Source organism: Amycolatopsis sp. MEPSY49, assembly GCF_051337345.1.
Taxonomy (GTDB): domain Bacteria; phylum Actinomycetota; class Actinomycetes; order Mycobacteriales; family Pseudonocardiaceae; genus Amycolatopsis.
Map to the genome: position 1 here is coordinate 481,865 of NZ_JBDLYJ010000002.1, position 21,724 is coordinate 503,588.

General features: G+C 71.4%; 15 protein-coding genes. 7 read left to right on the forward strand and 8 right to left on the reverse strand.

The features are described 5' to 3' along the window. Window positions 1-633: 633 nt before the first annotated feature. Genes ABFJ78_RS11380 through ABFJ78_RS11395 form a run of 4 tightly spaced genes read right to left on the reverse strand, consistent with a single transcriptional unit; the run spans window position 634 to window position 5,198 of the window. Entirely contained in the window at window positions 634-2,046 is a 1,413-nt protein-coding gene (locus ABFJ78_RS11380) for a GH1 family beta-glucosidase (protein ID WP_436385852.1), read from the reverse strand. After that, a complete protein-coding gene (locus tag ABFJ78_RS11385; protein WP_436385853.1) occupies window positions 2,043-2,903 on the reverse strand; it encodes a carbohydrate ABC transporter permease in 861 nt (286 codons plus the stop codon). The genes ABFJ78_RS11380 and ABFJ78_RS11385 overlap by 4 nt, the downstream gene beginning before the upstream one ends. Continuing rightward, complete coding sequence (locus ABFJ78_RS11390) at window positions 2,900-3,889, reverse strand: carbohydrate ABC transporter permease (protein ID WP_436385854.1); 990 nt, start codon at window positions 3,887-3,889, stop codon at window positions 2,900-2,902. The genes ABFJ78_RS11385 and ABFJ78_RS11390 overlap by 4 nt, the downstream gene beginning before the upstream one ends. Before the next feature lie 4 nt (window positions 3,890-3,893). Further along, on the reverse strand, window positions 3,894-5,198 hold the full coding sequence (locus ABFJ78_RS11395; protein ID WP_436385855.1) for an ABC transporter substrate-binding protein: 1,305 nt from the start codon (window positions 5,196-5,198) through the stop codon (window positions 3,894-3,896). A gap of 250 nt (window positions 5,199-5,448) precedes the next feature. Here ABFJ78_RS11395 and ABFJ78_RS11400 point away from each other — a divergent pair, with 250 nt between their 5' ends. The 4 genes from ABFJ78_RS11400 to ABFJ78_RS11415 all read left to right on the forward strand — a co-directional run bounded on the left by ABFJ78_RS11400 (window position 5,449) and on the right by ABFJ78_RS11415 (window position 13,127). After that, window positions 5,449-6,444: a LacI family DNA-binding transcriptional regulator gene (locus ABFJ78_RS11400; protein WP_436386761.1), complete on the forward strand. Its 996-nt coding sequence runs from the start codon at window positions 5,449-5,451 to the stop codon at window positions 6,442-6,444. Window positions 6,445-6,799: 355 nt separating this feature from the next. Next, entirely contained in the window at window positions 6,800-9,727 is a 2,928-nt protein-coding gene (locus ABFJ78_RS11405) for a glycoside hydrolase family 48 protein (protein WP_436385856.1), read from the forward strand. Between the two features lie 10 nt (window positions 9,728-9,737). Then, window positions 9,738-11,291 (forward strand): cellulase family glycosylhydrolase, encoded by a 1,554-nt coding sequence (locus ABFJ78_RS11410; RefSeq protein ID WP_436385857.1) that lies wholly within the window; start codon window positions 9,738-9,740, stop codon window positions 11,289-11,291. A gap of 30 nt (window positions 11,292-11,321) precedes the next feature. Then, on the forward strand, window positions 11,322-13,127 hold the full coding sequence (locus ABFJ78_RS11415) for a glycoside hydrolase family 6 protein (protein WP_436385858.1): 1,806 nt from the start codon (window positions 11,322-11,324) through the stop codon (window positions 13,125-13,127). A 54-nt stretch (window positions 13,128-13,181) separates the two neighbouring features. Here the strand turns inward: ABFJ78_RS11415 and ABFJ78_RS11420 are convergent, their stop codons facing one another. Beyond that, complete coding sequence (locus ABFJ78_RS11420; RefSeq protein ID WP_436385859.1) at window positions 13,182-13,700, reverse strand: N-acetyltransferase family protein; 519 nt, start codon at window positions 13,698-13,700, stop codon at window positions 13,182-13,184. A 54-nt stretch (window positions 13,701-13,754) separates the two neighbouring features. Next, window positions 13,755-15,026 (reverse strand): ABC transporter substrate-binding protein, encoded by a 1,272-nt coding sequence (locus ABFJ78_RS11425; protein WP_436385860.1) that lies wholly within the window; start codon window positions 15,024-15,026, stop codon window positions 13,755-13,757. A 131-nt stretch (window positions 15,027-15,157) separates the two neighbouring features. On the opposite strand from ABFJ78_RS11425, the gene ABFJ78_RS11430 reads away from it, so the two are divergent. Beyond that, window positions 15,158-16,813: a substrate-binding domain-containing protein gene (locus ABFJ78_RS11430; protein WP_436385861.1), complete on the forward strand. Its 1,656-nt coding sequence runs from the start codon at window positions 15,158-15,160 to the stop codon at window positions 16,811-16,813. Between the two features lie 22 nt (window positions 16,814-16,835). Here ABFJ78_RS11430 and ABFJ78_RS11435 read toward each other — a convergent pair whose 3' ends face one another. Continuing rightward, the gene (locus tag ABFJ78_RS11435) at window positions 16,836-17,864 is read right to left on the reverse strand and encodes a lytic polysaccharide monooxygenase auxiliary activity family 9 protein (RefSeq protein ID WP_436385862.1); all 1,029 of its coding nucleotides are present in this window, start codon (window positions 17,862-17,864) and stop codon (window positions 16,836-16,838) included. Window positions 17,865-18,054: 190 nt separating this feature from the next. Here ABFJ78_RS11435 and ABFJ78_RS11440 point away from each other — a divergent pair, with 190 nt between their 5' ends. Next, window positions 18,055-19,248, forward strand: a complete 1,194-nt coding sequence (locus tag ABFJ78_RS11440; RefSeq protein WP_436385863.1) for an AGE family epimerase/isomerase — start codon at window positions 18,055-18,057, stop codon at window positions 19,246-19,248. Between the two features lie 31 nt (window positions 19,249-19,279). Continuing rightward, entirely contained in the window at window positions 19,280-20,275 is a 996-nt protein-coding gene (gene mgrA / locus ABFJ78_RS11445; protein WP_436385864.1) for an L-glyceraldehyde 3-phosphate reductase, read from the forward strand. Here mgrA and ABFJ78_RS11450 read toward each other — a convergent pair. After that, on the reverse strand, window positions 20,272-21,423 hold the full coding sequence (locus tag ABFJ78_RS11450) for a cellulose-binding domain-containing protein (protein ID WP_436385865.1): 1,152 nt from the start codon (window positions 21,421-21,423) through the stop codon (window positions 20,272-20,274). The genes mgrA and ABFJ78_RS11450 overlap by 4 nt on opposite strands. Window positions 21,424-21,724: the final 301 nt, after the last annotated feature.

Genomic DNA, 21,724 nt, shown 5'->3' on the forward strand with positions numbered 1-21,724 from the left:
CGGGCGGCAGCCGGCGGGCGGCAGCCGGCGGGCGGCAGCCGGCGGGCGGCAGCCGGCGGGCGGCAGCCGGCGGGCGGCAGCCGGCGGGCGGCAGCCGGCGGGCGGCAGCCGGCGGGCGGCAGCCGGCGGGCGGCAGCCGGCGGGCGGCAGCCGGCGGGCGGCAGCCGGCGGGCGGCAGCCGGCGGGCGGCAGCCGGCGGGCGGCAGCCGGCGGGCGGCAGCCGGCGGGCGGCAGCCGGCGGGCGGCGCCGGCGGAGCGGGGCGGGCGGAGGCGGCGGAGCGGGGCGGGAGGAGACCGCACGCGCGATTCCCGGCGGGCAAGGGCGCAGGGGAGCGCGGGGTGGAGGCGGTACGCGCGGTCCCGGCGTGGAGGAACCGGCCCCGCGCTCCCCTGCGCCGCGAATGGCCCATGGGAGCGTTGGATGTCCCGAATGCGACGTTCGCGACCGTCGGGGGTGGGCGGACGTGCGTGGAGGTTGGCGGCCGGGCCCGGATCCCTCGGGCCCGGCCGCACCCCCGGCAAGGTCCTGACTGAGTCATTCAGGGCCGCTGGAGACCTGAATGACTCAGTCAAGACGTTCGTCCGGCGGGCGGTGGCGGCCACCCGCGCCGGTGGCCGCCACCGCGGTGTGTGTCAGCCCAGGCCGTTCAGCCCGATCACCCGCGAATACCAGTGCGCGCTCTGCTTCGGCGTCCGTCGCTGCGTCTTGTAGTCCACGTGGACCAGCCCGAAGCGCTTCGCGTACCCCTCGGCCCACTCGAAGTTGTCGAGCAGCGACCAGTAGAAGTACCCGCGCAGGTCGACCCCCGCCGCGAGCGCGTCGTGCGCCGCGCGCAGGTGGGAGTCCAGGAATGCCACCCGGTCCGTGTCGACGATGTCGCCGCCGTCCGCCACCACGTCCGGGTACGCCGCGCCGTTCTCCGTGATGTACAGCGGCACGCTCCGGTAGCCGCGGTGGACCTGCAGCAGCGACTCCGTCAGGCCGGCCGGCTGGACCTCCCAGCCGGAGTCCGTCCGCGGGGCCGCCGGGTCCGGGACGAAGTGGACGTCGCCCGCGCCGACCCACTCCGGGCCCGCCGGCTCGCTGCCCGGCACCGGGCGGCCCGCCACCCGGTAGTCGCGGTAGTAGTTCACGCCCAGCCAGTCCACGTGCGCGGCGATGACCGCCGCGTCCTCGTCGCGCACCACCTCGCCGAGCCCGAACGGTGCCAGGTCGGCGACCAGGTCGTCCGGGTAGCCGCCGCGCAGGACCGGGTCGAGGAACAGCCGGTTCTGCAGGCCGTCGATGCGCCGGGCCGCCGCGACGTCGGTGACGTTCGCCGGGTCGTGCGGGGCGACCGGGTACAGGTTGAGCGTGATCCCGGCCGGCGTGCCCGGCGCGTGCCGCCGGATGATGTCCATCGCCAGCCCGTGGCCCAGCAGCAGGTGGTGCGTGGCGGCGACGGCGGCCGGGTGGTCGGTGCGGCCGGGCGCGTGGATGCCGCCCGCGTAGCCGAGCATCGCCGCGCACCACGGCTCGTTCAGCGTCGACCAGCTGGCGACGCGGTCGCCGAGCCGGGCCAGCACCGTCTCGGTGTACTCGGCGAACCGGTACGCCGTGTCCCGGTTCGTCCAGCCGCCCTGCTCCTCCAGCGCCTGGGGCAGGTCCCAGTGGTAGAGCGTCGCCCACGGCTGGACCCCGGCCTCGAGCAGGCAGTCGACCAGCCGGTCGTAGAACGCGAGCCCGGCGGCGTTCGGCGCGCCGCCGTCCGGCCGGACGCGGGGCCAGGCCAGCGAGAAGCGGTAGGCGCCGAGCCCGAGCCGGCGCATCAGGTCGACGTCCTCGCCGTACCGGCGGTAGTGGTCGGCCGCCGGGTCGCCGGTGTCGCCGCCCACGACCGCACCCGGACGGCGCGCGAAGACGTCCCAGACCGAGTCGGTGCGACCGTCGGCCGTGGTGGCTCCTTCGACCTGGAACGCCGCGGTCGCGGCGCCCCAGACGAAGCCAGGCGGGAACATCAACGCGGTCTCCGCCCGAACGCTGTCGGGATGTACGGACATGTTCACCCTTTCACGGCACCTTGCATGATCCCGGCCACGATCTGGCGGCCGAGGAGGACGAAGACGATGAGGATCGGGATGGTGGCCAGGGTCGTTCCGGCCAGCACCAGCGAGTAGTCGACGTAATAGCCGCTCTGCAGCTTTTCCAGCGCGACCTGGACGGTCGGGTTGCCCGCGTCCAGGACCACCAGCGGCCACAGGAAGTCGTTCCACGACATCATGAACGTGAACATCGCCAGGATCGCCGCGGCCGGCCGGACCGCGGGCAGGCAGACGTTCCAGAAGATCCGGATCATGCTGCAGCCGTCGACGCGCGCGGCCTCGATCAGCTCGTACGGCAGCGCGTCCACTGTGTACTGCCGCATCCAGAACACGCCGAACGCGGTGACCAGGTTGGGCACGATCACCGCCGTCAGGCTCCCGGTCCAGCCCAGCTCGGACATCGCGATGAACAGCGGGATGATGCCCAGCTGGGTGGGCACCGCGAGCGTGACGACGATGAACACGAACAGCTTGTTGCGCCCCCGGAACCGCAGTTTCGCGAAGGCGAACCCGGCCAGCGACGAGAACAGCACCGTCGTCAGGGTCACCGTGCCGGACACGATGACGCTGTTGGCCAGCGCCTTCCAGAACGGCACGGTGTCGAACACCCGCGCGGCGTTGGCGAAGAAGTTGCCGCCGGGCACGAACGGCGGGATGCGCTCGGTGAGCATCCCGTTGTCGCGGCTGGCCACCAGGAACGACCAGTAGAACGGGAACAGCGAACCGAGCACGAAGATCGCCAGCACGACGTAGGTCGCCTTGCGGGGCTTGCCGAGCGTGGCGACCTTCCGCCGAAGTCCACTTTGGAGTGTCGTCGTCATTTCTTCTTCACCGCCTGGGGACGTGCGATCCGGCCGGTGAGGAAGAAGTTCACCAGCGCGATGAGCACGATGATCACGAACAGCACCCAGGCGATCGCCGAGGCGTAACCGAGATCGGCGTTCTGGAACGCCGTCTGGTAGAGGTACAGCGTCACGGTCTGGAACTGGTTGGTGGAACCGCCGTTGTTCGACCCGGGCATGGCGTCGAACAGCTTCGGCTCGGTGAAGATCTGCAGGCCGCCGATCGTCGAGGTGATGGTGACGAAGACCAGCGTCGGCCGCAGCAGCGGCAGGGTGACGTTCCAGAAGCGGCGCCACGTGCCGGCGCCGTCGATCAGGGCGGCCTCGTGCAGTTCCTTCGGGATGGCCTGCATGGCCGCCAGCACGATCAGGGCGTTGTAGCCGGTCCAGCGCCAGTTGACCATGATCGCGATCGCGACGTGGCTGCCGAAGCGGCTGGCCTGCCAGTCGACCGGGTCCAGCCCGATGGTCTGCAGCACGCCGTTGATCAGCCCGTACTTCGGGCCGAAGAGGTTGGCGAAGATGATGCCGATGGCGACGAGGCTGGCCGCGTACGGCAGCAGGATGCCCACCCGCCAGCCGGTGGCGCCGCGCAGCCGGGCGCCGAGCAGCGCCGCCAGCAGCACCGCGATGATCAGCTGCGGCACGCTGGAGAGCAGGAAGATGCTGATCGTGTTCGTCAGCGCGTTCCAGAACTGCGCGTCGGCGAAGAGCTCCTTGAAGTTGTCGAGACCGATGAAGTCGGGGTCGTCGCTCCCGGCCTCCCACTTGAACAGCGAGACGTACGCGGTGTAGAGCAGTGGGAACAGCCCGACGATCCCGAAGAGGATGAAGAACGGCGCGATGTAGAGGTACGGCGAGACCTTGACGTCCCACCGGCTCAACCGGTGACGGAAGGTGGGCCGGGGAGACGTGCGCTCCCCGGCCTTACTCCCTTCCGGCGCGACCTTGTCGAGGACGGTCATCGGCTCAGCGCGTGATCTTCTTCGCGGCGTCGACCATCTGGTTCCAGCCGTCCGCGGCCGACTTGCCCTGCTCGACCGCCTGCAGCGCCGGGCTGGACGCGTTCTCCTGGATCTGGCCGTCGCCCGGGCCCTTGTACTGCGGCTTCTGGACCTTCTTGGCCTGCTCGGCGAACAGCTCGCCGACCTTGGTGCCACCGAAGTAGTCGTCGGTCTTGCTCAGCAGCGCGGGGTCGGTGAGGGCCTTGACCTGGCTCGGGAAGGTGCCCTTGGCCTGGAACGCCTTGATCTGCTGCTCCGGCGCGGTCAGCCAGGCCGCGAGCTCGGCGGCCTCCTTCGGGTGCTTCGACTGCGTCGGCACGGTCAGGTACGAGCCGCCCCAGTTGCCGCCGCCGCCGGGGAAGGCCGCGGTGACGGCCCACTTGTTCGCGTTCTCCGGGCCGGCCTGCTCCTTGATCACGCCGAGCATCCAGGCCGGGCACACCTTCGTGGCGAACGCGCCCTGCTTGAAGCCGGTGTTCCACTCGTTGCTGAATGCGGTGAGCTTGGCCGACTCGCCCTTGGCGACCGCGTCGGTGACCTTGGTCCAGGCGTCCTTGATGCCCTGGTTGCCCTCGAGGGCCAGCTTGTCGTCGCTGCCGATGTAGCCCTGGGGGAGCTGGTTGACCATGGCGTTGAAGTTCTGCGCGGCCGAGTCGAACCAGGCCTTGCCGCCAGACTTCTTCACGAAGTCCGCACCGGCGGCGAAGTAGCTGTCCCAGGTGGCGAACAGCGGCTTGACCGCTTCGGGGTCGTCCGGCAGGCCGGCGGCCTTGAACATGTCCTTGCGGTAGCACATGGCGAGCGGGCCGATGTCGGTGCCGTAGCCGATGAGCTTGCCGTCCTTGGTCTTGGCGGCGTCGTACTTCCAGCTGAGCCAGCGGTCGGGGGAGGCGTCGGCCGGCCCGATCTTGCTCAGGTCGTTGAACTTCGAGCCCTTGTCGAGGAAGTCGGACAGGTGTCCCTCTTCCAGCGCCGTCACGTCGGCGAGGCCCGAGCCGGCGGCGAGCTTGGTGACGAGGTCCTCGTGGTACGGGCCGCCCTGGCCGGTCTTGCGGTGGGTGATCTTGATGTTCGGGTGCAGCCGCTCGTACTCCGGGATGAGTGCCTCGTAGCCGAACTCGGTGAACGTCGCCAGCGTCAGGTCCACGTGCTCGTTCGGGCCCGCCGCGGGCGGGGTGCTGCTGTCACCACCGCTGCCACAGGCCGTGGCGCCGAGCGCCGTCATCGTGATGCCCAGTGCGAGGACCAGGCCGTTCCGGATCGTTCTCACGTGTTCAACCACCTTGTTGACGGGAATGAGCGCTCTCACTGCTGGGAGCCCGACTGGGAGCGCTCCCAGGTGTCGCAGAGTCTGCTGGGGGCCTCCACCGGTGTCAAGGGGTCGTAACCGGAGCGTTTCCTGCGAGGAGCGCTCCCGGACGTGCGAGGGCGTGAACGTTAAGCTGAGGCGGTCAGGGTGGTAGCGGGTGATTGAGGGCGGTGCCGTGGGGCCTCGAGCAGGGGATGAAGAACGGCCGACGCTGGAGGACGTCGCGGCGTTCGCCGGCGTGTCGCGGTCGACGGCGTCGCGCGCGCTGAACGACGACGCGTACGTCAGCGCGGCGGCGCGCGAGAAGGTCCTCGCCGCCGCGCGCGACCTGGGCTACTCCCCGAACCAGGCGGCTCGCTCGCTGGTCACGCGCCGCACCGGGGCCGTGGCGGTGGTGCTGTCGGAGCCGGAGTCCCGGCTGCTCGACGACCCCTACCGCGCCGCCGTCATGCGCGCCGGCTACCGGGAGCTCGCCGACGTCGGCCGCCAGATGGTGCTCATCTTCAGCGACATCCGCGAGGACCTGAGCCGGACGGTCCGCTTCCTCGAAGGCGGCCACGTCGACGGCGCGCTGGTGTTCGCGCCGCACCGCGCCGACCCGCTGCCCAAGGCGCTGCGGCTGCTGCGGATCCCGGTGGTGTTCGGCGGGCAGGCGGCCGGCATCCGGCGCGGGGTGCACGTCGTCGACTTCGACAACGAGGGCGGCGCCCGGCTGGCGGTCGAGCACCTGGTCGCGAACGGGCGGCGGCGGATCGCCACGATCTCCGGCCCGCTGGACCAGAGCGCCCCGATCGACCGGCTCGCCGGCTGGCGCAAGACGCTGCTCGACGCCGGGCTCGACCCCGCCGACCTGGCGGAAGAGGCCGACTTCACGCTGTCCGGCGGCGCGAACGCGATGTCCGCGCTGCTGGCCCGCCACCCCGACCTCGACGCCGTGTTCGTCGCCAGCGACATGATGGCGGTGGGCGCGCTGCGGACGCTGGACTCGGCGGGCCGCCGCATCCCCGAAGACGTCGCGGTGGTCAGCTTCGACGACAACGCGACCCTGGCCCCGGCGATGGACCCGCCGCTGACGTCGGTCCACCAGGACCCGCGCGAGCAGGTCCACGCGATGGTCGAGACGCTGATGCAGCTGCTCGACGACCAGAGCCTCAAGCCGCGGCAGCACATCCTCCCGGTCTCGCTGGCGGTCCGCGCCTCGAGCTGAACGTCCTCTCGCCGGCCCTCCGAGCACGCGTGCCCGGAGGGCCGGTGTGTTTTCCCCGGTGCCGATGGCCGGGAGCGCTCCCCGTTCAGATCTACGCGTTCGGCGCTAAACGCCGTTTCCGTGACACTCCGCGTGACCACGGCACTAGACCGTTCGAGTGAATGGCCAACTATCGGCGGCGGCTGTTCAGGAGTGTTCAGCGGGCCGCCGTTCGCCGGATGCGCCGATGTGACGTTCGCGACCGCGGTGTCCTTCTGACTCGATTCTTTACATCCAGGTTTCCGGCTGGCTACCGTCTGCGCCTGGAAGCGCTCCCAGATCGCTGGCTCCCTACGGACAAAGGAGTTCCGCAGCCATGCGTTCCTCTCCCCGAATGCGCCGGTTGCGCGGCCGCACCCTGGCCCTGGCCTCGGCCACGGTCGCGGTCGCCGCCGCGCTGGTCGCCCCACCGCCCGCGCTCGGCGCGGACATCGCCTGCTCCGTCACCTACACCACCAACGACTGGGACACCGGGTTCACCGCCAGCGTCTCGCTCCGCAACGACGGCGCGCCGCTCGACAGCTGGCAGGTCGGCTGGACCTTCCTCGACGGCCAGAAGGTCCAGCAGGGCTGGAGCGCCACCTTCGCCCAGACCGGCGCCGCGGTCACCGCCACGAACCTCTCCTACAACGGCCACCTCGGCACCGGCGCGAGCACGTCGTTCGGCTTCAACGGGTCCAAGGGCTCCGCGAACCGTCCACCCACCGACTTCTCCGTCAACGGCAGCGCGTGCACCGGCGCCAACAAGGCCCCCACGGTCACGCTGACCTCGCCGACGTCGACCGGCACGTACTACGCCCCGGCGACGATTCCGCTCGCCGCGACGGCCGCCGACAGCGACGGCACTATCGGCAAGGTCGAGTTCTACGCCGGCGACACGCTCCTGGCGACCGACACGGCCGCGCCGTTCGAGGGCAACTGGGGCAACGTCCCGGCCGGGACGTACTCGATCACGGCGAAGGCCTACGACAACAAGAACGCGTCGACGACGTCGACCCCGGTCAACGTAAAGGTGCTGTCCGGGCCCACGATCGTCGCCAGCCCGGCGACGGCGCAGGTCAAGCAGGGCGGGACGACGACGTTCGCGGTCAGTCTCGCCGGTGCCCCCACCGCGCCGGTCACGGTCGACGTCGCCCGGACGGCGGGCAGCACCGACCTGACCGCGAGTCCCTCGAGCGTCACCTTCTCGACGACGAACTGGAACACCCCGCAGAACGTCACGGTGAAGAGCGCCGACAACGGGGGAGACCTGGGCAGCGCGACCTTCACCGCGAGCAGCAGCGGCTACACCGCCGCGACGGTGACGGTCAACGAGATCTCGTCGTCCACTTCGGACTACCAGCTCGCGTTCCTCACCCAGTACAACAAGATCAAGGACCCGAACAACGGCTATTTCCGCAAGTTCGGGAACATCCTGGTGCCCTACCACTCGATCGAGACGCTCATCGTCGAGGCCCCGGACCACGGCCACGAGACGACGTCGGAGGCGTTCAGCTACTACCTGTGGCTGGAGGCGTCCTACGGGCGGGTCACCGGTGACTGGGCCCCGTTCAACCAGGCGTGGACGTCGATCGAGACGTACGCGATCCCGTCTGCGGCCGACCAGCCCGGCAACTCCGGCTACAACGCGAGCAAGCCGGCGACCTACGCGGCCGAGTACCCGAGCCCGAAGCAGTACCCGTCGCAGCTGCAGAGCAACGTCTCGGTCGGGGCCGACCCGATCGCGGCGGAGCTGAAGGCGGCCTACGGTTCGGCGGACGTCTACGGCATGCACTGGCTGCTCGACGTGGACAACATCTACAAGTTCGGCCACTGCGAGGACGGCACGAACACCGCGCCCGCGTTCATCAACACCTTCCAGCGCGGCTCGCAGGAGTCGGTCTGGGAAACGGTCACGCAGCCCAGCTGCGACGTCCTGAAGTTCGGCGGCAAGAACGGCTACCTCGACCTGTTCACCGGCGACTCGTCGTACGCGAAGCAGTGGAAGTACACCAACGCGCCCGACGCGGACGCCCGCGCCGTGCAGGTGGCCTTCCAGGCCGAGAAGTGGGCCGGCGCGCAGGGCAAGAGCGCGGACGTCGCGGCCGTCGTCAAGAAGGCGTCGAAGATGGGCGACTACCTGCGGTACTCGCTGTTCGACAAGTACTTCAAGAAGATCGGCAACTGCGTCGGCGCGTCCACCTGCGCCGCGGGCACCGGCAAGGACAGCGAGCACTACCTCGTCTCCTGGTACTACGCCTGGGGCGGCTCGATGGACTCGTCCAGCGCCTGGGCGTGGCGGATCGGTGACGGCGCGGCCCACCAGGGCTACCAGAACCCCCTGGCCGCGTACGCGCTGTCGGCGGACCCGGGCCTGAAGGTCACCTCGGCCACCGGAGCGCAGGACTGGGCGACCAGCCTCGGCCGGCAGCTCGAGTTCCTGCAGTGGCTGCAGTCGTCCGAAGGCGGCCTCGCCGGCGGCGCGACCAACAGCTGGGACGGGCAGTACGGCACCCCGCCGTCCGGCACGCCGACGTTCTACGGGATGTTCTACGACCAGCAGCCGGTCTGGCACGACCCGCCGAGCAACCAGTGGTTCGGCTTCCAGACCTGGGGCATGGAGCGGATCGCCGAGTACTACCAGGCGACGAACGACGCCCGCGCCAAGAAGATCCTCGACAAGTGGGTTCCCTGGGCCATCGCCAACACCACGGTCGGGGCCGGCGGGAGCTTCCAGATCCCGGCCGACCTCACCTGGAGCGGCGCGCCGGACACCTGGAACGCCACCAGCCCCGGCTCGAACACGAGCCTGCACGTCGCGGTGAAGAACTACAGCAACGACGTCGGGGTCGCGGCCTCGCTGGCCAAGACGCTGCTCTACTACGCGTCGGGGTCGAGCAACGCCCAGGCGAAGACGGTCGGGGAGCAGCTGCTCACGGCGCTGTCGGCCAACACCGACAGCAAGGGCATCGCGGTGCCGGAGACCCGGAGCGACTACAACCGGTTCGACGACGCCTACAACGCCACCACCGATCAGGGCCTGTACGTCCCGAGCGGCTGGACCGGCACGATGCCGAACGGCGACGCGATCAACTCCAGCTCGACGTTCCTGTCGATCCGCTCCTTCTACAAGAGCGACCCGCAGTGGCCGAAGGTCCAGTCCTACCTGGACGGTGGCGCCGCGCCGACGTTCACCTACCACCGGTTCTGGGCGCAGTCGGAGATCGCCACGGCGTTCGCCGCGCACGTCGCCCTGTTCGGCTGAAAGGCACTCGATGAAGCGACTGCTCGCACTGGCGGTCGCCGCACTGGCCGGGGGCGCCGTTCTGACGGCGTCCCCGGCCACCGCGGCCCCCACCCCGGCACTTTCACGTGAAAGTGCGGCCCTCTCGGCAGCCGGAACCGGCACGGGTTACTGGCACGCCGTCGGCTCCCAGCTCGTCGACTCCACCGGCACGCCGGTCCGGATGACCGGCATCAACTGGTTCGGCGCCGAGACCGGCAACTACTCACCCCACGGCCTGTGGAGCCGCAACTACAAGGACATGCTCGACCAGATGGCGAGCCTCGGCTACAACACGCTGCGGCTGCCGTACTCCAACCAGCTGTTCGACAGCGGCTCGAAGCCGACCAGCATCGACGCCGTCCAGAACCCGGACCTGCAAGGGCTTTCCGGCCTGCAGGTGCTCGACAAGATCATCGCGTACGCCGGCACGAAAGGCATGCGCGTCATCCTCGACCAGCACCGGCCGGACTCCGGTGCGCAGTCCCCGCTCTGGTACACCAGCGCCTACCCCGAGAGCCGGTGGCTGTCGGACTGGACCATGCTGGCCCAGCACTACAAGGGCAACCCCACGGTGATCGGCGCCGACCTGCACAACGAACCGCACGCCATCCAGGGCGGCGGGGGAGCGTGCTGGGGCTGCGGCGACACCGCGACCGACTGGCGCCTGGCCGCCGAACGCGGCGGCAACGCCGTCCTCGCGGCCAACCCCGACTGGCTGGTCATCGTCGAGGGCGTCGACTGCGTCAGCGGCACCGGCGACCCGCAGTGCGGCTGGTGGGGCGGCAACCTCTCCGGCGCACAGCAGTTCCCGGTGCGGCTGTCCAAACCGGACAAGCTCGTCTACTCGGCGCACGAGTACGCGACTTCGGTGTTCGCCCAGCCGTGGTTCTCCGACCCGTCCTTCCCGGCGAACCTGCCCGCGCTGTGGGACCACTTCTTCGGCTACCTGCAGAAGCAGAACATCGCGCCGGTGCTGCTCGGCGAGTTCGGCAGCACGCTCGCCGACCCGCGCGACAAGACGTGGCTGCAGGAGCTGATGAAGTACGCCGGCACCGGCGCGACCGGGATGAGCTTCACGTACTGGTCGTGGAACCCCAACTCCGGTGACACCGGCGGCATCCTCAACGACGACTGGACGACGGTCAACCAGACCAAGCAGGCCATCCTGCAGCCCTACCTGATCCCGCCCACCGGGTCCGGTGGCGGGACGACCGACCCGCCACCCGCGGTGAGCTGCGCGGTCACCTACCACGTCGACAACACGTGGCAGGGCGGGTTCGTCGCCTCCGTGACGCTCAAGAACACGGGCACCTCGCCGCTCAAGACCTGGGCGCTCGGTTGGACTGTGCCTTCGGGGGTGCAGATCACCGGCGGCTGGGGCGCCACCGTCACCCAGAGCGGGCAGCAGGCGAGCGCCAAGGCGCCGTCGTGGGCGCCCGACCTCGCCGGCGGCGCCTCGACGTCGATCGGCTTCCAGGCGACCGGCGCCTCGACCGGCGCTCCCAGCGGCTTCGCCGTCGGCGCGACCGCCTGCACCACCTGACCCACCCACCGAACAGAAGGAGCACACTCGATGAAGAGTGAATTCTGGTCCGCGAGGAGGAAGTCACGGCTCGCCGTGGCGTCCTCGCTGACGGCCGCGGCCGTCGTCTCGGGGCTCCTGGTGGCCGGCGGCAGCCCGGCGACCGCCGCCACGGGCTGCAAAGTCACCTACACCGTCAACCAGTGGGACACCGGGTTCACCGCGAACGTCGCGGTGACCAACCTCGGCGACGCCGTCTCGAGCTGGGACGTCCAGTGGGACTTCGCCGGCAACCAGCAGGTGCAGCAGGGCTGGAGCGCCACGTTCAGCCAGTCCGGCAAGCACGTGAGCGCGAAGAACCCGTCGTGGGGCGGCGCGCTCGGGTCGAACGCGACGGCGAGCTTCGGCTTCAACGGCTCGTACTCCGGCACGAACGCCGTGCCCGCGTCGTTCACGCTGAACGGCGTCGTCTGCGACGGCGGCACGACCACCACGACGACGCCCACGACCCCGACGACCCCCACGACGCCGACCACTCCGACCACCCCGACGACGGTGACCACGACGCCCCAGCCCGGGACGCACGTGGAAAACCCGTACGTCGGCTCGAAGGGGTACGTGAACCCGGACTGGTCGGGCCAGGTGAGTGCGGCGGCCGCGGCCAAGGGCGGCACGCTGGGCGCCCAGATGGCCAAGGTGGCGAACACCTCGACGGCGGTGTGGCTCGACCGGATCGCGGCGATCGAGGGCACGTCGAGCGCGCGCGGCCTGCGCGGGCACCTCGACGCGGCGTTGAGCCAGGCGAGCGGCGGCACGCCGGTGACCATCCAGATCGTCGTCTACGACCTGCCGAACCGCGACTGCGCGGCGCTGGCGTCCAACGGTGAGCTGAAGGCCTCCCAGAACGGCCTGGCCCGCTACAAGAGCGAGTACATCGACCTGATCGCGTCGATCCTGTCCGACTCGAAGTACGCGCCGTTGCGGATCGTGGCGGTCGTGGAGCCGGACTCGCTGCCGAACCTGATCACGAACACCTCGATGGCGGCGTGCGCGGAAGCGCAGTCCACCGGGGTGTACACGCAGGGCATCCAGTACGCGCTGAACAAGCTGCACGCGATCTCCAACGTCTACAACTACCTGGACATCGCGCACTCGGCGTGGCTGGGCTGGGACAGCAACTTCCAGCCCTTCGTGAACCTCGTCAAGCAGACGCTGCAGGGCACCACGGCCGGCGTGAACAGCATCGACGGCTTCATCAGCTCCACGGCGAACTACACGCCGCTGACCGAGCCGAACCTGCCGGATCCGAACCTGACGGTCGGCGGGCAGCAGCTGAAGTCGGCGACGTTCTACCAGTGGAACCCGTACTTCGCGGAAGTCCCCTTCGCCACCGCGATGTACAACGCGTTCGTGTCCGCGGGCCTGCCCAGCGGCATCGGCATGCTGGTCGACACCTCGCGCAACGGCTGGGGCGGCTCGGCCCGGCCCAGCGGGGCCTCGGGATCCACTGTGGACGCCTACGTGAACTCGGGCCGGATCGACCGGCGGCTGCACCGCGGCAACTGGTGCAACCAGAGCGGCGCGGGCCTGGGTGTCCGGCCGACGGTCGCGCCGGCGGCGCACTTCGACGCCTACGTCTGGATCAAGCCGCCGGGTGAGTCCGACGGCGCGAGCGAGCAGATCCCCAACGACGAAGGCAAGGGCGCGGACCCGATGTGCGACCCGACCTTCCACGGCAGCCAGCAGGCCAACGGCGGCAACCTGACCGGTGCCCTGCCGAACGCCCCGCTGTCCGGCAAGTGGTTCGAGGCCCAGTTCGAAGAGCTGGTCCAGAACGCGTACCCGCCGGTGTCGTAGCAAGGCTCCCGGGCCGGGCGGTGCCGCGCAGCCGCCGTCCGGCCCGGGTCTCCATCACAGCTCCTTGCGGAAGCTGAGCCGGTCCAGTCCCGGCCCGTCGTAGTCGGGCTGGACCGGCAACCCCTCGAACTCCTTCGGCCCTGGTTCGGTGACGAACCCCATCCGGGTGTGGAACGCGTGCGAATCCTTGTTCACCGGCGATGTGATCGCCCGTACCACCGACCGCCCGTTCTCGCGGCTGTAGGCGAAGAAGCGCTCGTACAGCGCCGCGCCGAGGCCCTTTCCGCGTTCGGCGGGGTCGACGCCGACGAAGTGGATGTAGCTCTCCGCCGGCCGCGACGGCGACAGGAAGCCGATCAGGAACGCGATGATCCGCTCGTCCGCGGTCACCAGGAAGCTGCTGTCGGAGAAGTGCTGGAACATCAGCTTCGGCAGCAGCAGCGCCCGTTGGCGGCTGCCTTCTTCGCCGCCGAGGCCACCCCACCAGCGGTCGAGGACGGCGAGCACCGGCAGGTGGTCGTCCGGCCCGGGGCGGCGGACGGGGTGGTCGAGGAGCGGGGGAAGCGTGGTCATACCGGCCACCTTGCCCGGTGCTCCGGGCCGGCACGACCGGATTTCGCCCCGGGGTCAGGGCACCACCTGGTGCACCCCGATCAGCACCTGCTGCCAGACGGCGCCCGGGTCGGCGCCGCGTTCGACCGACTTCAGCGCGGGCGCGACCACTTCCTCCTGGATCTTGCCGTCACCCGGGCCCTTGTACTGCGGCTTCCCGACCTTGCGCGCCTGGGCGACGAAGACCTGCCCGCTCAGCGCGCCGCCGAAGTAGCCGTTCATCTCGCTGAGCAGGTCGGGCGAGGTGAAGGCGTCGACCTGGCTCGGGAACGTCCCGCTCACCCGGAACGCGTGCAGCTGCTGCTCGGGCGCGGTCAGCCAGGCGGCGAGCGCCGCGGCCTCGCGCTGGTGCGCGCTCGCGTTCGGGACCGTGAGGTAGGAGCCGCCCCAGTTGCCGCCGCCGTCCGGGAACGCGTCGGTGATCGCCCACTTGCCCGCGTTGCCGAGCCCCGCCTGCTGTTCGATGACGCCGAGCATCCACGCGGGACAGACCTTCGTCGCGAAGGCGCCCAGGCGCAGGCCGTTGTTGCCGTCGTCGGCGAAGGCGGTGAGCCCGGCCGACTGCCCCTGCTTCACGGCGGTCGTCACCTGGTCCCACGCGGCGCGGAGCGCGGTGTTCGTCTCGAGGGTCGGGCGGTCGTCGCGGTCGAGGTAGCCGACCGGCAGCTGGTTGACCATCGCGTTGAAGTTCTGCGCCGCGGAGTCGAACCAGGCCTTGCCCTTCGAGCGCTTGACGTACTTCTCGCCGGCCGTGAAGTAGCTGTCCCAGGTCGCGAACATCGTCTTCACCGAGCCGGGGTCGGTCGGCAGGCCGGCGGCCTCGAGGAGGTCCTTGCGGTAGCACATGGCCAGCGGGCCGATGTCCGTGCCGTAGCCGACGAGCTTGCCGTCCTTGCTGCGGCCGGCTTCGTACTTCCACTCCAGCCAGCGGCCGGGCTTGACGTCGGGCGGCCCGATCTCGGCGAGGTCGGCGAACTTCCCGGACTGCGCGAGGACGTCGGCGAGGTGGCCTTCTTCGACGGCCTGGACGTCCGCGAGCCCTTGTCCGCTTCGGAGCTTGGCCAGCAGGTCCTGGTGGTACGGGCCGCCCTGCTCGGCCCGCACCTGGGTGATGGTGATCCCGGGGTGGGTGAACTCGTAGCCGGGGATCAGGTCGTCGTAGCCGAACTCGCCGAACGTCGCGAGCGTGAGCGTGATGCGCTCGGGGGTGCCGGGGCCGCAGCCGCCGGTCAGGACGAGCAGGACCACAGCGACGGCGAAGGCCAGCCGTCTTCGGATGGATTTCATGTCAGCGCACTCCCCGTCGGCTGCTCACTCCCTCGTGGCTGGGAGCGCTCCCGGATGGAGTCTCGGTTCCGGGTGCGCCGAAAGTCAAGGTGCGCGACGGCGGGTGTCCGCGCGGACACGGAAGGGGTGCGATGAAGCGTCCGACGATCACCGACATCGCGCGGGAGGCCGGCGTCTCCAAGGGCGCGGTGTCCTACGCGCTCAACGGCCGGCCGGGGGTGTCCGAGGAGACCCGCCACCGCATCACGCGCATCGCCCGCGAGCTGGGCTGGTCACCGAGCAGCGCGGCGCGCGCCCTGTCCGGCGGCCGCTCCGGGACGATCGGCCTGGTCCTCGACGGGCCGGCGGAGGTGTTCTTCCCGGCGCTGCTCGACGGGTTTTCGCAGGAGCTGCTGCTGCGGGTCGCGGTCGGGCACGAGGCGGCGGTGGCGGTCTACCGCCGCTGGCGCGCGGAGCGGAAGGTCGACGGCGTGTTGCTGACCGGCCCGGACTGCGCGGCGGATGTGGCGCGGATCGGGCTGCCGGCGGTGGTGCTCGGCGGCCCGGGTGGACTGCCGGAGGCGCCGTCGGTCCGGGTGGACGACACCGCGGGGGCGGCGGAGGCCCTGGAGTACTTGGCGGCGCTGGGGCACCGGCACGTGGTCCGGGTCGCGGGGGCGGCGGCGTTCGCGGACGCGGGGGAGCGGGAGGAGGCGTTCACGACGGTGGCGCGCCGGCTCGGACTGCTCGGGGCGCGGACCGCGGGGGTGCGGGGAGCGGCGCCGCTCGGTTGCGGCGGAGGTGCGGGGCGGGCGGAAACCTGGGCCATTGGGTCGCCGGGCCTGGGTGCGGCGCACCGTGGCGGAGGTGCTGGGCAGGCCGGAACTTCGGGCACCGATGTGCCGGGCCTTGGTTCGGTGCGGCGCGGGGGAGGTGCTGGGGAGGCTGGAAGTTCGGGTGCCGGTGTGCCGGGCCTCGGTTCCGTGCACCGCGGCGGAGGTGTTGGGCAGGCCGGAAGTTCGGGCGCCGGTGTGCCAGGCCTCGGTTCGGTGCGCCGCGCCGGGCGGGCCGGAACTTCGGCCGGCGGGGTGCAGGACGCGGGCTCCGCGCATCGCGGTGGCGCCGGAACTTCGGCCAGCGGAGTGCCGGGCGCGGGCTCCGCGCATCGCGGTGGCGCCGGAACTTCGGCCAGCGGAGTGCCGGGCGCGGGCTCCGCGCATCGCGGCGGCACCGGAGCTTCGGCCGGCGGGGTGCCGGGCCCCGGCTCGGCGCACCACCGCAGCGCCGGCGGCGCCGGGCAGGCCGCGACCCCGATCGGCGGCTGGCTCGACGATCCCTGGCGCCCCGGCGTCTGGACCGGGCCTGGTGGCGGCCGGGTCCGCGAGGCGCGGGCCGCGGCCGGGATCTGGGCCGTCGGTTCCCCGCCCGCCGGCTATCCCGCCTCCGCGCCGCAGCCCGCCATCCTCCCCACCGAACCTTCCGCCGAGGCCGTCCGCCGCCTGCTCACCGCCGATCCCCGGCCCACCGCCCTCCTCTGCGACACCGACTCCCTCGCCGTCGCCGCGCTCGTGGCCGCTCGGGAGCTCGGCCTCTCCGTTCCCGGGGACCTCTCCGTCGTCTCCTGGGACGACTCCGACCTCTGCCGGCTCGTCCGCCCCGCGCTCTCCGCCGTGCGCCGCCCGCTCGCCGAGCTCGGTGGGCTCGCCGCCGCCATGCTGCGGGACCTCGTCGCCGGGGAAGACGTCGGGGACGTCTGCGCCTCGCGGCCGCGGCTGGTCACGCGCGGCAGCACCGGCCCCGTCCGCTGAACGGGGCCGGTGCCGCGACGCCTCAGCTGCCCTGGCAGGTCACCGACGGCTGGGCCGGGTTCGTCCCCGACGCGTTCACCACCAACCCGAACGTGGTGGATCCGTCCGGGGCGACGCGGCCGTTCCAGTCGGCGTTGCGGACCGTCACCGTCGAGCCCGACTGGCTCAGCGTCCCGTTCCAGACGCTGCCGATCGTCTGGCCCGAGGGCAGCGTCCAGCCCGCCTGCCAGCCGCCGTAGGCCGTCGTGCCGTGGTTCATCACCGTCACCGTCGCCTGGTAGCCGCCGCTCCAGGCGCTGGTCACCTCGTACATCGCCATGCACGAGCCGTCCGGCGGCGGTGGGCTCGTGGGCGTCGTCGGCGTGGTCGTCGGGCTGCCCGGCTCGTGCACCCCGGTGACTTCACCGTGCCCGCCGTCGAACGTCACGTCCGAGCAGCCGTAGAACGTCTCCGCGCTGTCGGAGCGCTTCCACACCGAATAGATGATGTGCCGCCCCGACTTGTTCGACGGCAGCGCGCCGGTCCACTTGTACTGCCCGTCGACCGTGCCGACCTGGCCGGTCACCGCCGGGTGGTCCACGGTGAGGAACGGCTGGTCCTCCAGTGAATCCCAGGTGAGCGGCTTCGACGGGTCCCAGCCGTCCTTCGTCACGTACGTGTAGAACCAGCCCGGGTGCGCGGCCCACGCGTTGTACGAGAAGTCGAACGACGCCCCGGCGGTCAAGTGCGTCAGCGGCCAGTCGCCGACCTGGTCGAAACCGGCGTAGTTCGCGTTGCCGCCCGAACACAGCTTCCCGTCCGGGATGAACCCGCGCGTGCGGCCGGCGCCGTCGGAGCGCAGCACGGCGAACCAGTTGTACAGCGAGTTGGCGCCGCTGGTGTTCACCGCGGCCGAACACGCTGAGTTCTGCGGGATGATCTGGCCGGTCGAGCTGAGCCCGTCCTGCCAGCACAGGAACGTCCGGCTGCCCGGTTTCATCATGGCGCCGTGCGCTTCGGCGGTGCCCGTGTTCAGCAGGACGGCGGTCAAGCTCGCCAGCAACACGGTCACGGCGGCAAGGATCGTACTTCGTCTCCTGGTCACGTCAGTCCCTTCGTCGGGTAGCGTGCGTCGAAGACTGGGAGCGCTCTCACGATCAGGATACGCGGCGGTGGTCACTTCCGGAACATCCCGCGGTGACCGGGGCCGGTGCCTTGGCCTACCTTGACGGAAGGCCGTCGATCACCGAGAAAGGCAGAGAGTGGACATTCCCTCATCGGTTCCCGCGTGGGTGCGCGCCGAACCCGCCCGCCTGCTCGGTTTCGCCGGCCGCGCGGCCCACCCCGGTGGCGGCTTCGCCTGGCTCGACGACGGCGGCCGCCCGGTGCTCGACCGGCCCGTCGAAACGTGGATCACCTGCCGGATGACGCACGTCTTCGCGCTGGCGCGGCTGCAGGGGGCGGACAGCGGAGCGCAGGTCGCGTACGGCGTCGAAGCGCTGACGGGCCTCCTGCGCGACCCGGACCACGGCGGCTGGTATGCGACGACAACGTTGTCAGAGAAGCGCGCCTACGAGCACGCCTTCGTCGTCCTGGCCGCGTCGAGCGCGGTGGCCGCCGGCGCCGAGGAAGCGGAACCGCTGCTGGCCGACGCGCTCGACGTCGTCGAGCGCCGGTTCTGGGAGCCGGACCCCGGCCGGGTCGCCGACGTCTGGGACCGCGGCTGGACGCACCTGGAGGACTACCGCGGCGCCAACGCCAACATGCACACCGTGGAGGCGTTCCTGGCCGCCGCCGACGTCACCGGCGACCGGGTCTGGGCCGGGCGCGCCTTGTCCATTGTGGAGCGCCTGGTGCACGGCGAGGCCCGCGCCCACGGCTGGCTGCTCCCGGAGCACTACGACGCCGGCTGGCACGTGCGGCTGGACCACAACCGCGACGAGCCCGCCCACCCGTTCCGGCCCTTCGGCGCCACCATCGGTCACCTCTTCGAGTGGGCCCGGCTGGCCGTGCACCTCAAGCGCGCGCTCGGGACCGACGCGCCGGAGTGGTTGCTGCCCGACGCTGAGGCGCTGTTCGCGACCGCGGTCCGCCACGGCTGGGCCGTCGACGGACGGCCGGGATTCGTCTACACCACCGACTTCGCCGGGACGCCGGTCGTGCGCACGCGCCTGCACTGGGTCGTGGCGGAGGCGATCGCCGCCGCGTGGACGCTGCACCAGGAAACCGGCGAGGCGGCCTACCTCAACCGGTTCCGGGAGTGGTGCGACCACGCCGAGGCGTGCTTCGTCGACCGCGAGCTCGGTTCGTGGCACCACGAGCTGGACCCGGAGAACCGCCCCGCGGCGGCGGTCTGGGCCGGCAAGCCGGACATCTACCACGCCTACCAGGCGACGCTCCTGCCCGCGTTGCCGCCCGCCGCGTCGTTCGCCGGCGCGCTGATCACCCGTCGCTAGACTGCGCGGACCCCAGCCGACGAGGAGAACCATGTCGCCTTACGCCGCCGCCGAAGACCGCTACGCGGACATGCCGTACCGGCGCGCCGGGCGCAGCGGGCTGAAGCTGCCCGCCGTGTCGCTCGGCCTGTGGCACAACTTCGGGGACGACAAGCCCCTCGACGTCCAGCGCGCGGTGCTGCGCCGGGCGTTCGACCTCGGGGTGACGCACTTCGACCTGGCCAACAACTACGGCCCGCCGCCCGGCGCGGCCGAGGCCAACTTCGGCAAGCACTACGCCGCCGACTTCCGCCCGTACCGCGACGAGATCCTGGTGTCGTCGAAGGCCGGCTACCTGATGTGGGACGGCCCGTACGGCGAATGGGGCTCGCGCAAGAACCTGCTGGCCAGCCTGGACCAGAGCCTCGCGCGCACCGGACTGGACCACTTCGACGTCTTCTACTCCCACCGCCCGGACCCGGAGACGCCGATCGAGGAGACGATGGGCGCCCTCGACACCGCGGTCCGGTCCGGCAAGGCGCTCTACGCGGGCATCTCCAACTATTCGCCGGAGCAGACGACGGCCGCGCTGGCCGCGTTGAAGGAACTGGGCACGCCGCTGCTGATCCACCAGCCGTCCTACTCGATCCTGAACCGCTGGGTCGAGGACGGCCTTCTGGACACTTTGGACGAGCACGGCGTCGGCTCGATCGCGTACTCGCCGCTGAGCCAGGGCCTGCTGACCGACCGCTACCTCGACGGCGTCCCCGCCGACTCGCGGGCCGCCGGCGCCAGCCCGTTCCTCACGACCGACCGGCTCACCGAGGAGACCCTGGCGACGATCCGCGCGCTGAACGATGTCGCGAAGCGGCGCGGCCAGACACTGGCCCAGCTGGCCATCGCGTGGGTGCTGCGCCGCGGCCGCGTGACGTCCGCGCTGATCGGGGCCAGCAGCGTCGCCCAGCTCGAGAACACCGTCGCGGCGACGAAGAACCTCGGGTTCACCGACGACGAGCTGGCCGAGATCGACCGGATCGTCGCGGCCTAGCAGCCGATCCTCGAGGCGCCCACGGCCACGTCGTCGAACCACAGCGTGTCGGCGTCCCCGCCGTAGCTTTCCCAGCCGAGCCGCAGGTCGGTCACGGCCGGGTGCCAGGCGCGGGCGAGCCACTGCTGGTCGACGTCGGGGGTGGGGACGCCGTCGACGACGAGCCCGGGCACCGCGGCGGAGCCGAGCCAGGTCCGCAGCTGCCCGGCGGCGCCGTCGATCGCGAACTCGAAGCAGGACCAGGTGCCGGTCGGCAGCGGGACGCTCTGGGCGACGCCGACCGGGCTCTGCGCGGGCAGCGTCGCGTCGTCGGACTCGCGGTTCCACTGCAGGGCCTGGTTCTGCCCGCCGGCCCGCAGGTCGCGGCCGCCGTCCGCGGTGTCGCGCAGGGCCATGAAGGTGACGTGCCCGGCGGGCAGCGCGGTGGTGTGGCGGACCCAGAACCGGCCGTACAGCACGCCGGAGCCGGACACGCTCGTCCCGAAGAAGGCGTGGTTGCAGTACCCGCCCCCACCGGCGACCTTCACCGAGCGGGTGCCGGAGTGCGCGATCGCCGTGTCGACGGCGACCGTGCCGGTGCCCTGGCAGTTCGCCGCGCCGACGGTCCAGCGGCCGGCCGGCGCGCTGCCGGTCTGCTGCTCGAAGTCGTCGCAGACCGTCGCGTCGGCGCACCCGGCGGGCGGTGGCGTGGGCGTCGTGGTGGTGGGCGTCGTGGTGGTGGGCGCGGTCGGGGTCGTCGTGACCGGGGGAGTGGTGTCCCCGCACGTGACGCCGTTGAGGGCGAAGTCCGTGGGGTCCGGGCCGGTCGAGGTGCCTTGCAGGCCGAACGAGACCGTGCCGCCGGCGGGCAGCGAAGCGTTGTAGGGCAGGCTCTCCGCGGTCACGGCGGTGCCGGACTGGCGGACGGTGGCGTTCCAGGCCGACGTGACGGACTGGGACCCGGCGTAGTGCCAGGTGAGCGTCCAGGACGAGAGCGCGGTGGCGCCGTTGGTCACGGTGATCTCGGCGGTGAACCCGGTCTGCCACGAGTTGACGCGGTAGCCGACCGAGCAGGCCGGCGCGGCGGTGGCCGGACCGGCGGCGACGACCGCCGTGGTGCCCGCCGCGGCGAGGCAGACTCCGGCGAGGGCGGCGGCGAACCTGTGCATCGGGGCCTCCCGGGACGCGGACAGGGGCGCCGTGGCTCGCACCACGGCGCCCCTGGGTGGTGGCCGCGTTCGGTTGAGGCGACCTGGCATGGGAGCGCTTCCAGCCGCCGGAAAGGTAACCCCGGTGTGTCGCGCTTGTAAAGCGCGACCCGGACGCGGGCCGACCCGGTGGTCCGTTTTCGGCGATCTTCGTGGCGCCCGCCGGGAACTGAACGCTCCTGAACGGCCGAAGCCGTGAGGAGGCAACGGCTCGTCGTGGTCGCGCTGCGCCACCCGCCGGTGCCGGCCGATGCCGCCGTTC

Coding starts and splice junctions, on each gene's coding strand:
- ABFJ78_RS11430 (WP_436385861.1), top strand. CDS start 15,158: ATGAAGCGTCCGACGATCACCGACATCGCGCGGGAGGCCGGCGTCTCC.
- ABFJ78_RS11415 (WP_436385858.1), top strand. CDS start 11,322: ATGAAGAGTGAATTCTGGTCCGCGAGGAGGAAGTCACGGCTCGCCGTG.
- ABFJ78_RS11420 (WP_436385859.1), bottom strand. CDS start 13,700: ATGACCACGCTTCCCCCGCTCCTCGACCACCCCGTCCGCCGCCCCGGG.
- ABFJ78_RS11425 (WP_436385860.1), bottom strand. CDS start 15,026: ATGAAATCCATCCGAAGACGGCTGGCCTTCGCCGTCGCTGTGGTCCTG.
- ABFJ78_RS11390 (WP_436385854.1), bottom strand. CDS start 3,889: ATGACCGTCCTCGACAAGGTCGCGCCGGAAGGGAGTAAGGCCGGGGAG.
- ABFJ78_RS11450 (WP_436385865.1), bottom strand. CDS start 21,423: ATGCACAGGTTCGCCGCCGCCCTCGCCGGAGTCTGCCTCGCCGCGGCG.
- ABFJ78_RS11410 (WP_436385857.1), top strand. CDS start 9,738: ATGAAGCGACTGCTCGCACTGGCGGTCGCCGCACTGGCCGGGGGCGCC.
- mgrA (WP_436385864.1), top strand. CDS start 19,280: ATGTCGCCTTACGCCGCCGCCGAAGACCGCTACGCGGACATGCCGTAC.
- ABFJ78_RS11385 (WP_436385853.1), bottom strand. CDS start 2,903: ATGACGACGACACTCCAAAGTGGACTTCGGCGGAAGGTCGCCACGCTC.
- ABFJ78_RS11405 (WP_436385856.1), top strand. CDS start 6,800: ATGCGTTCCTCTCCCCGAATGCGCCGGTTGCGCGGCCGCACCCTGGCC.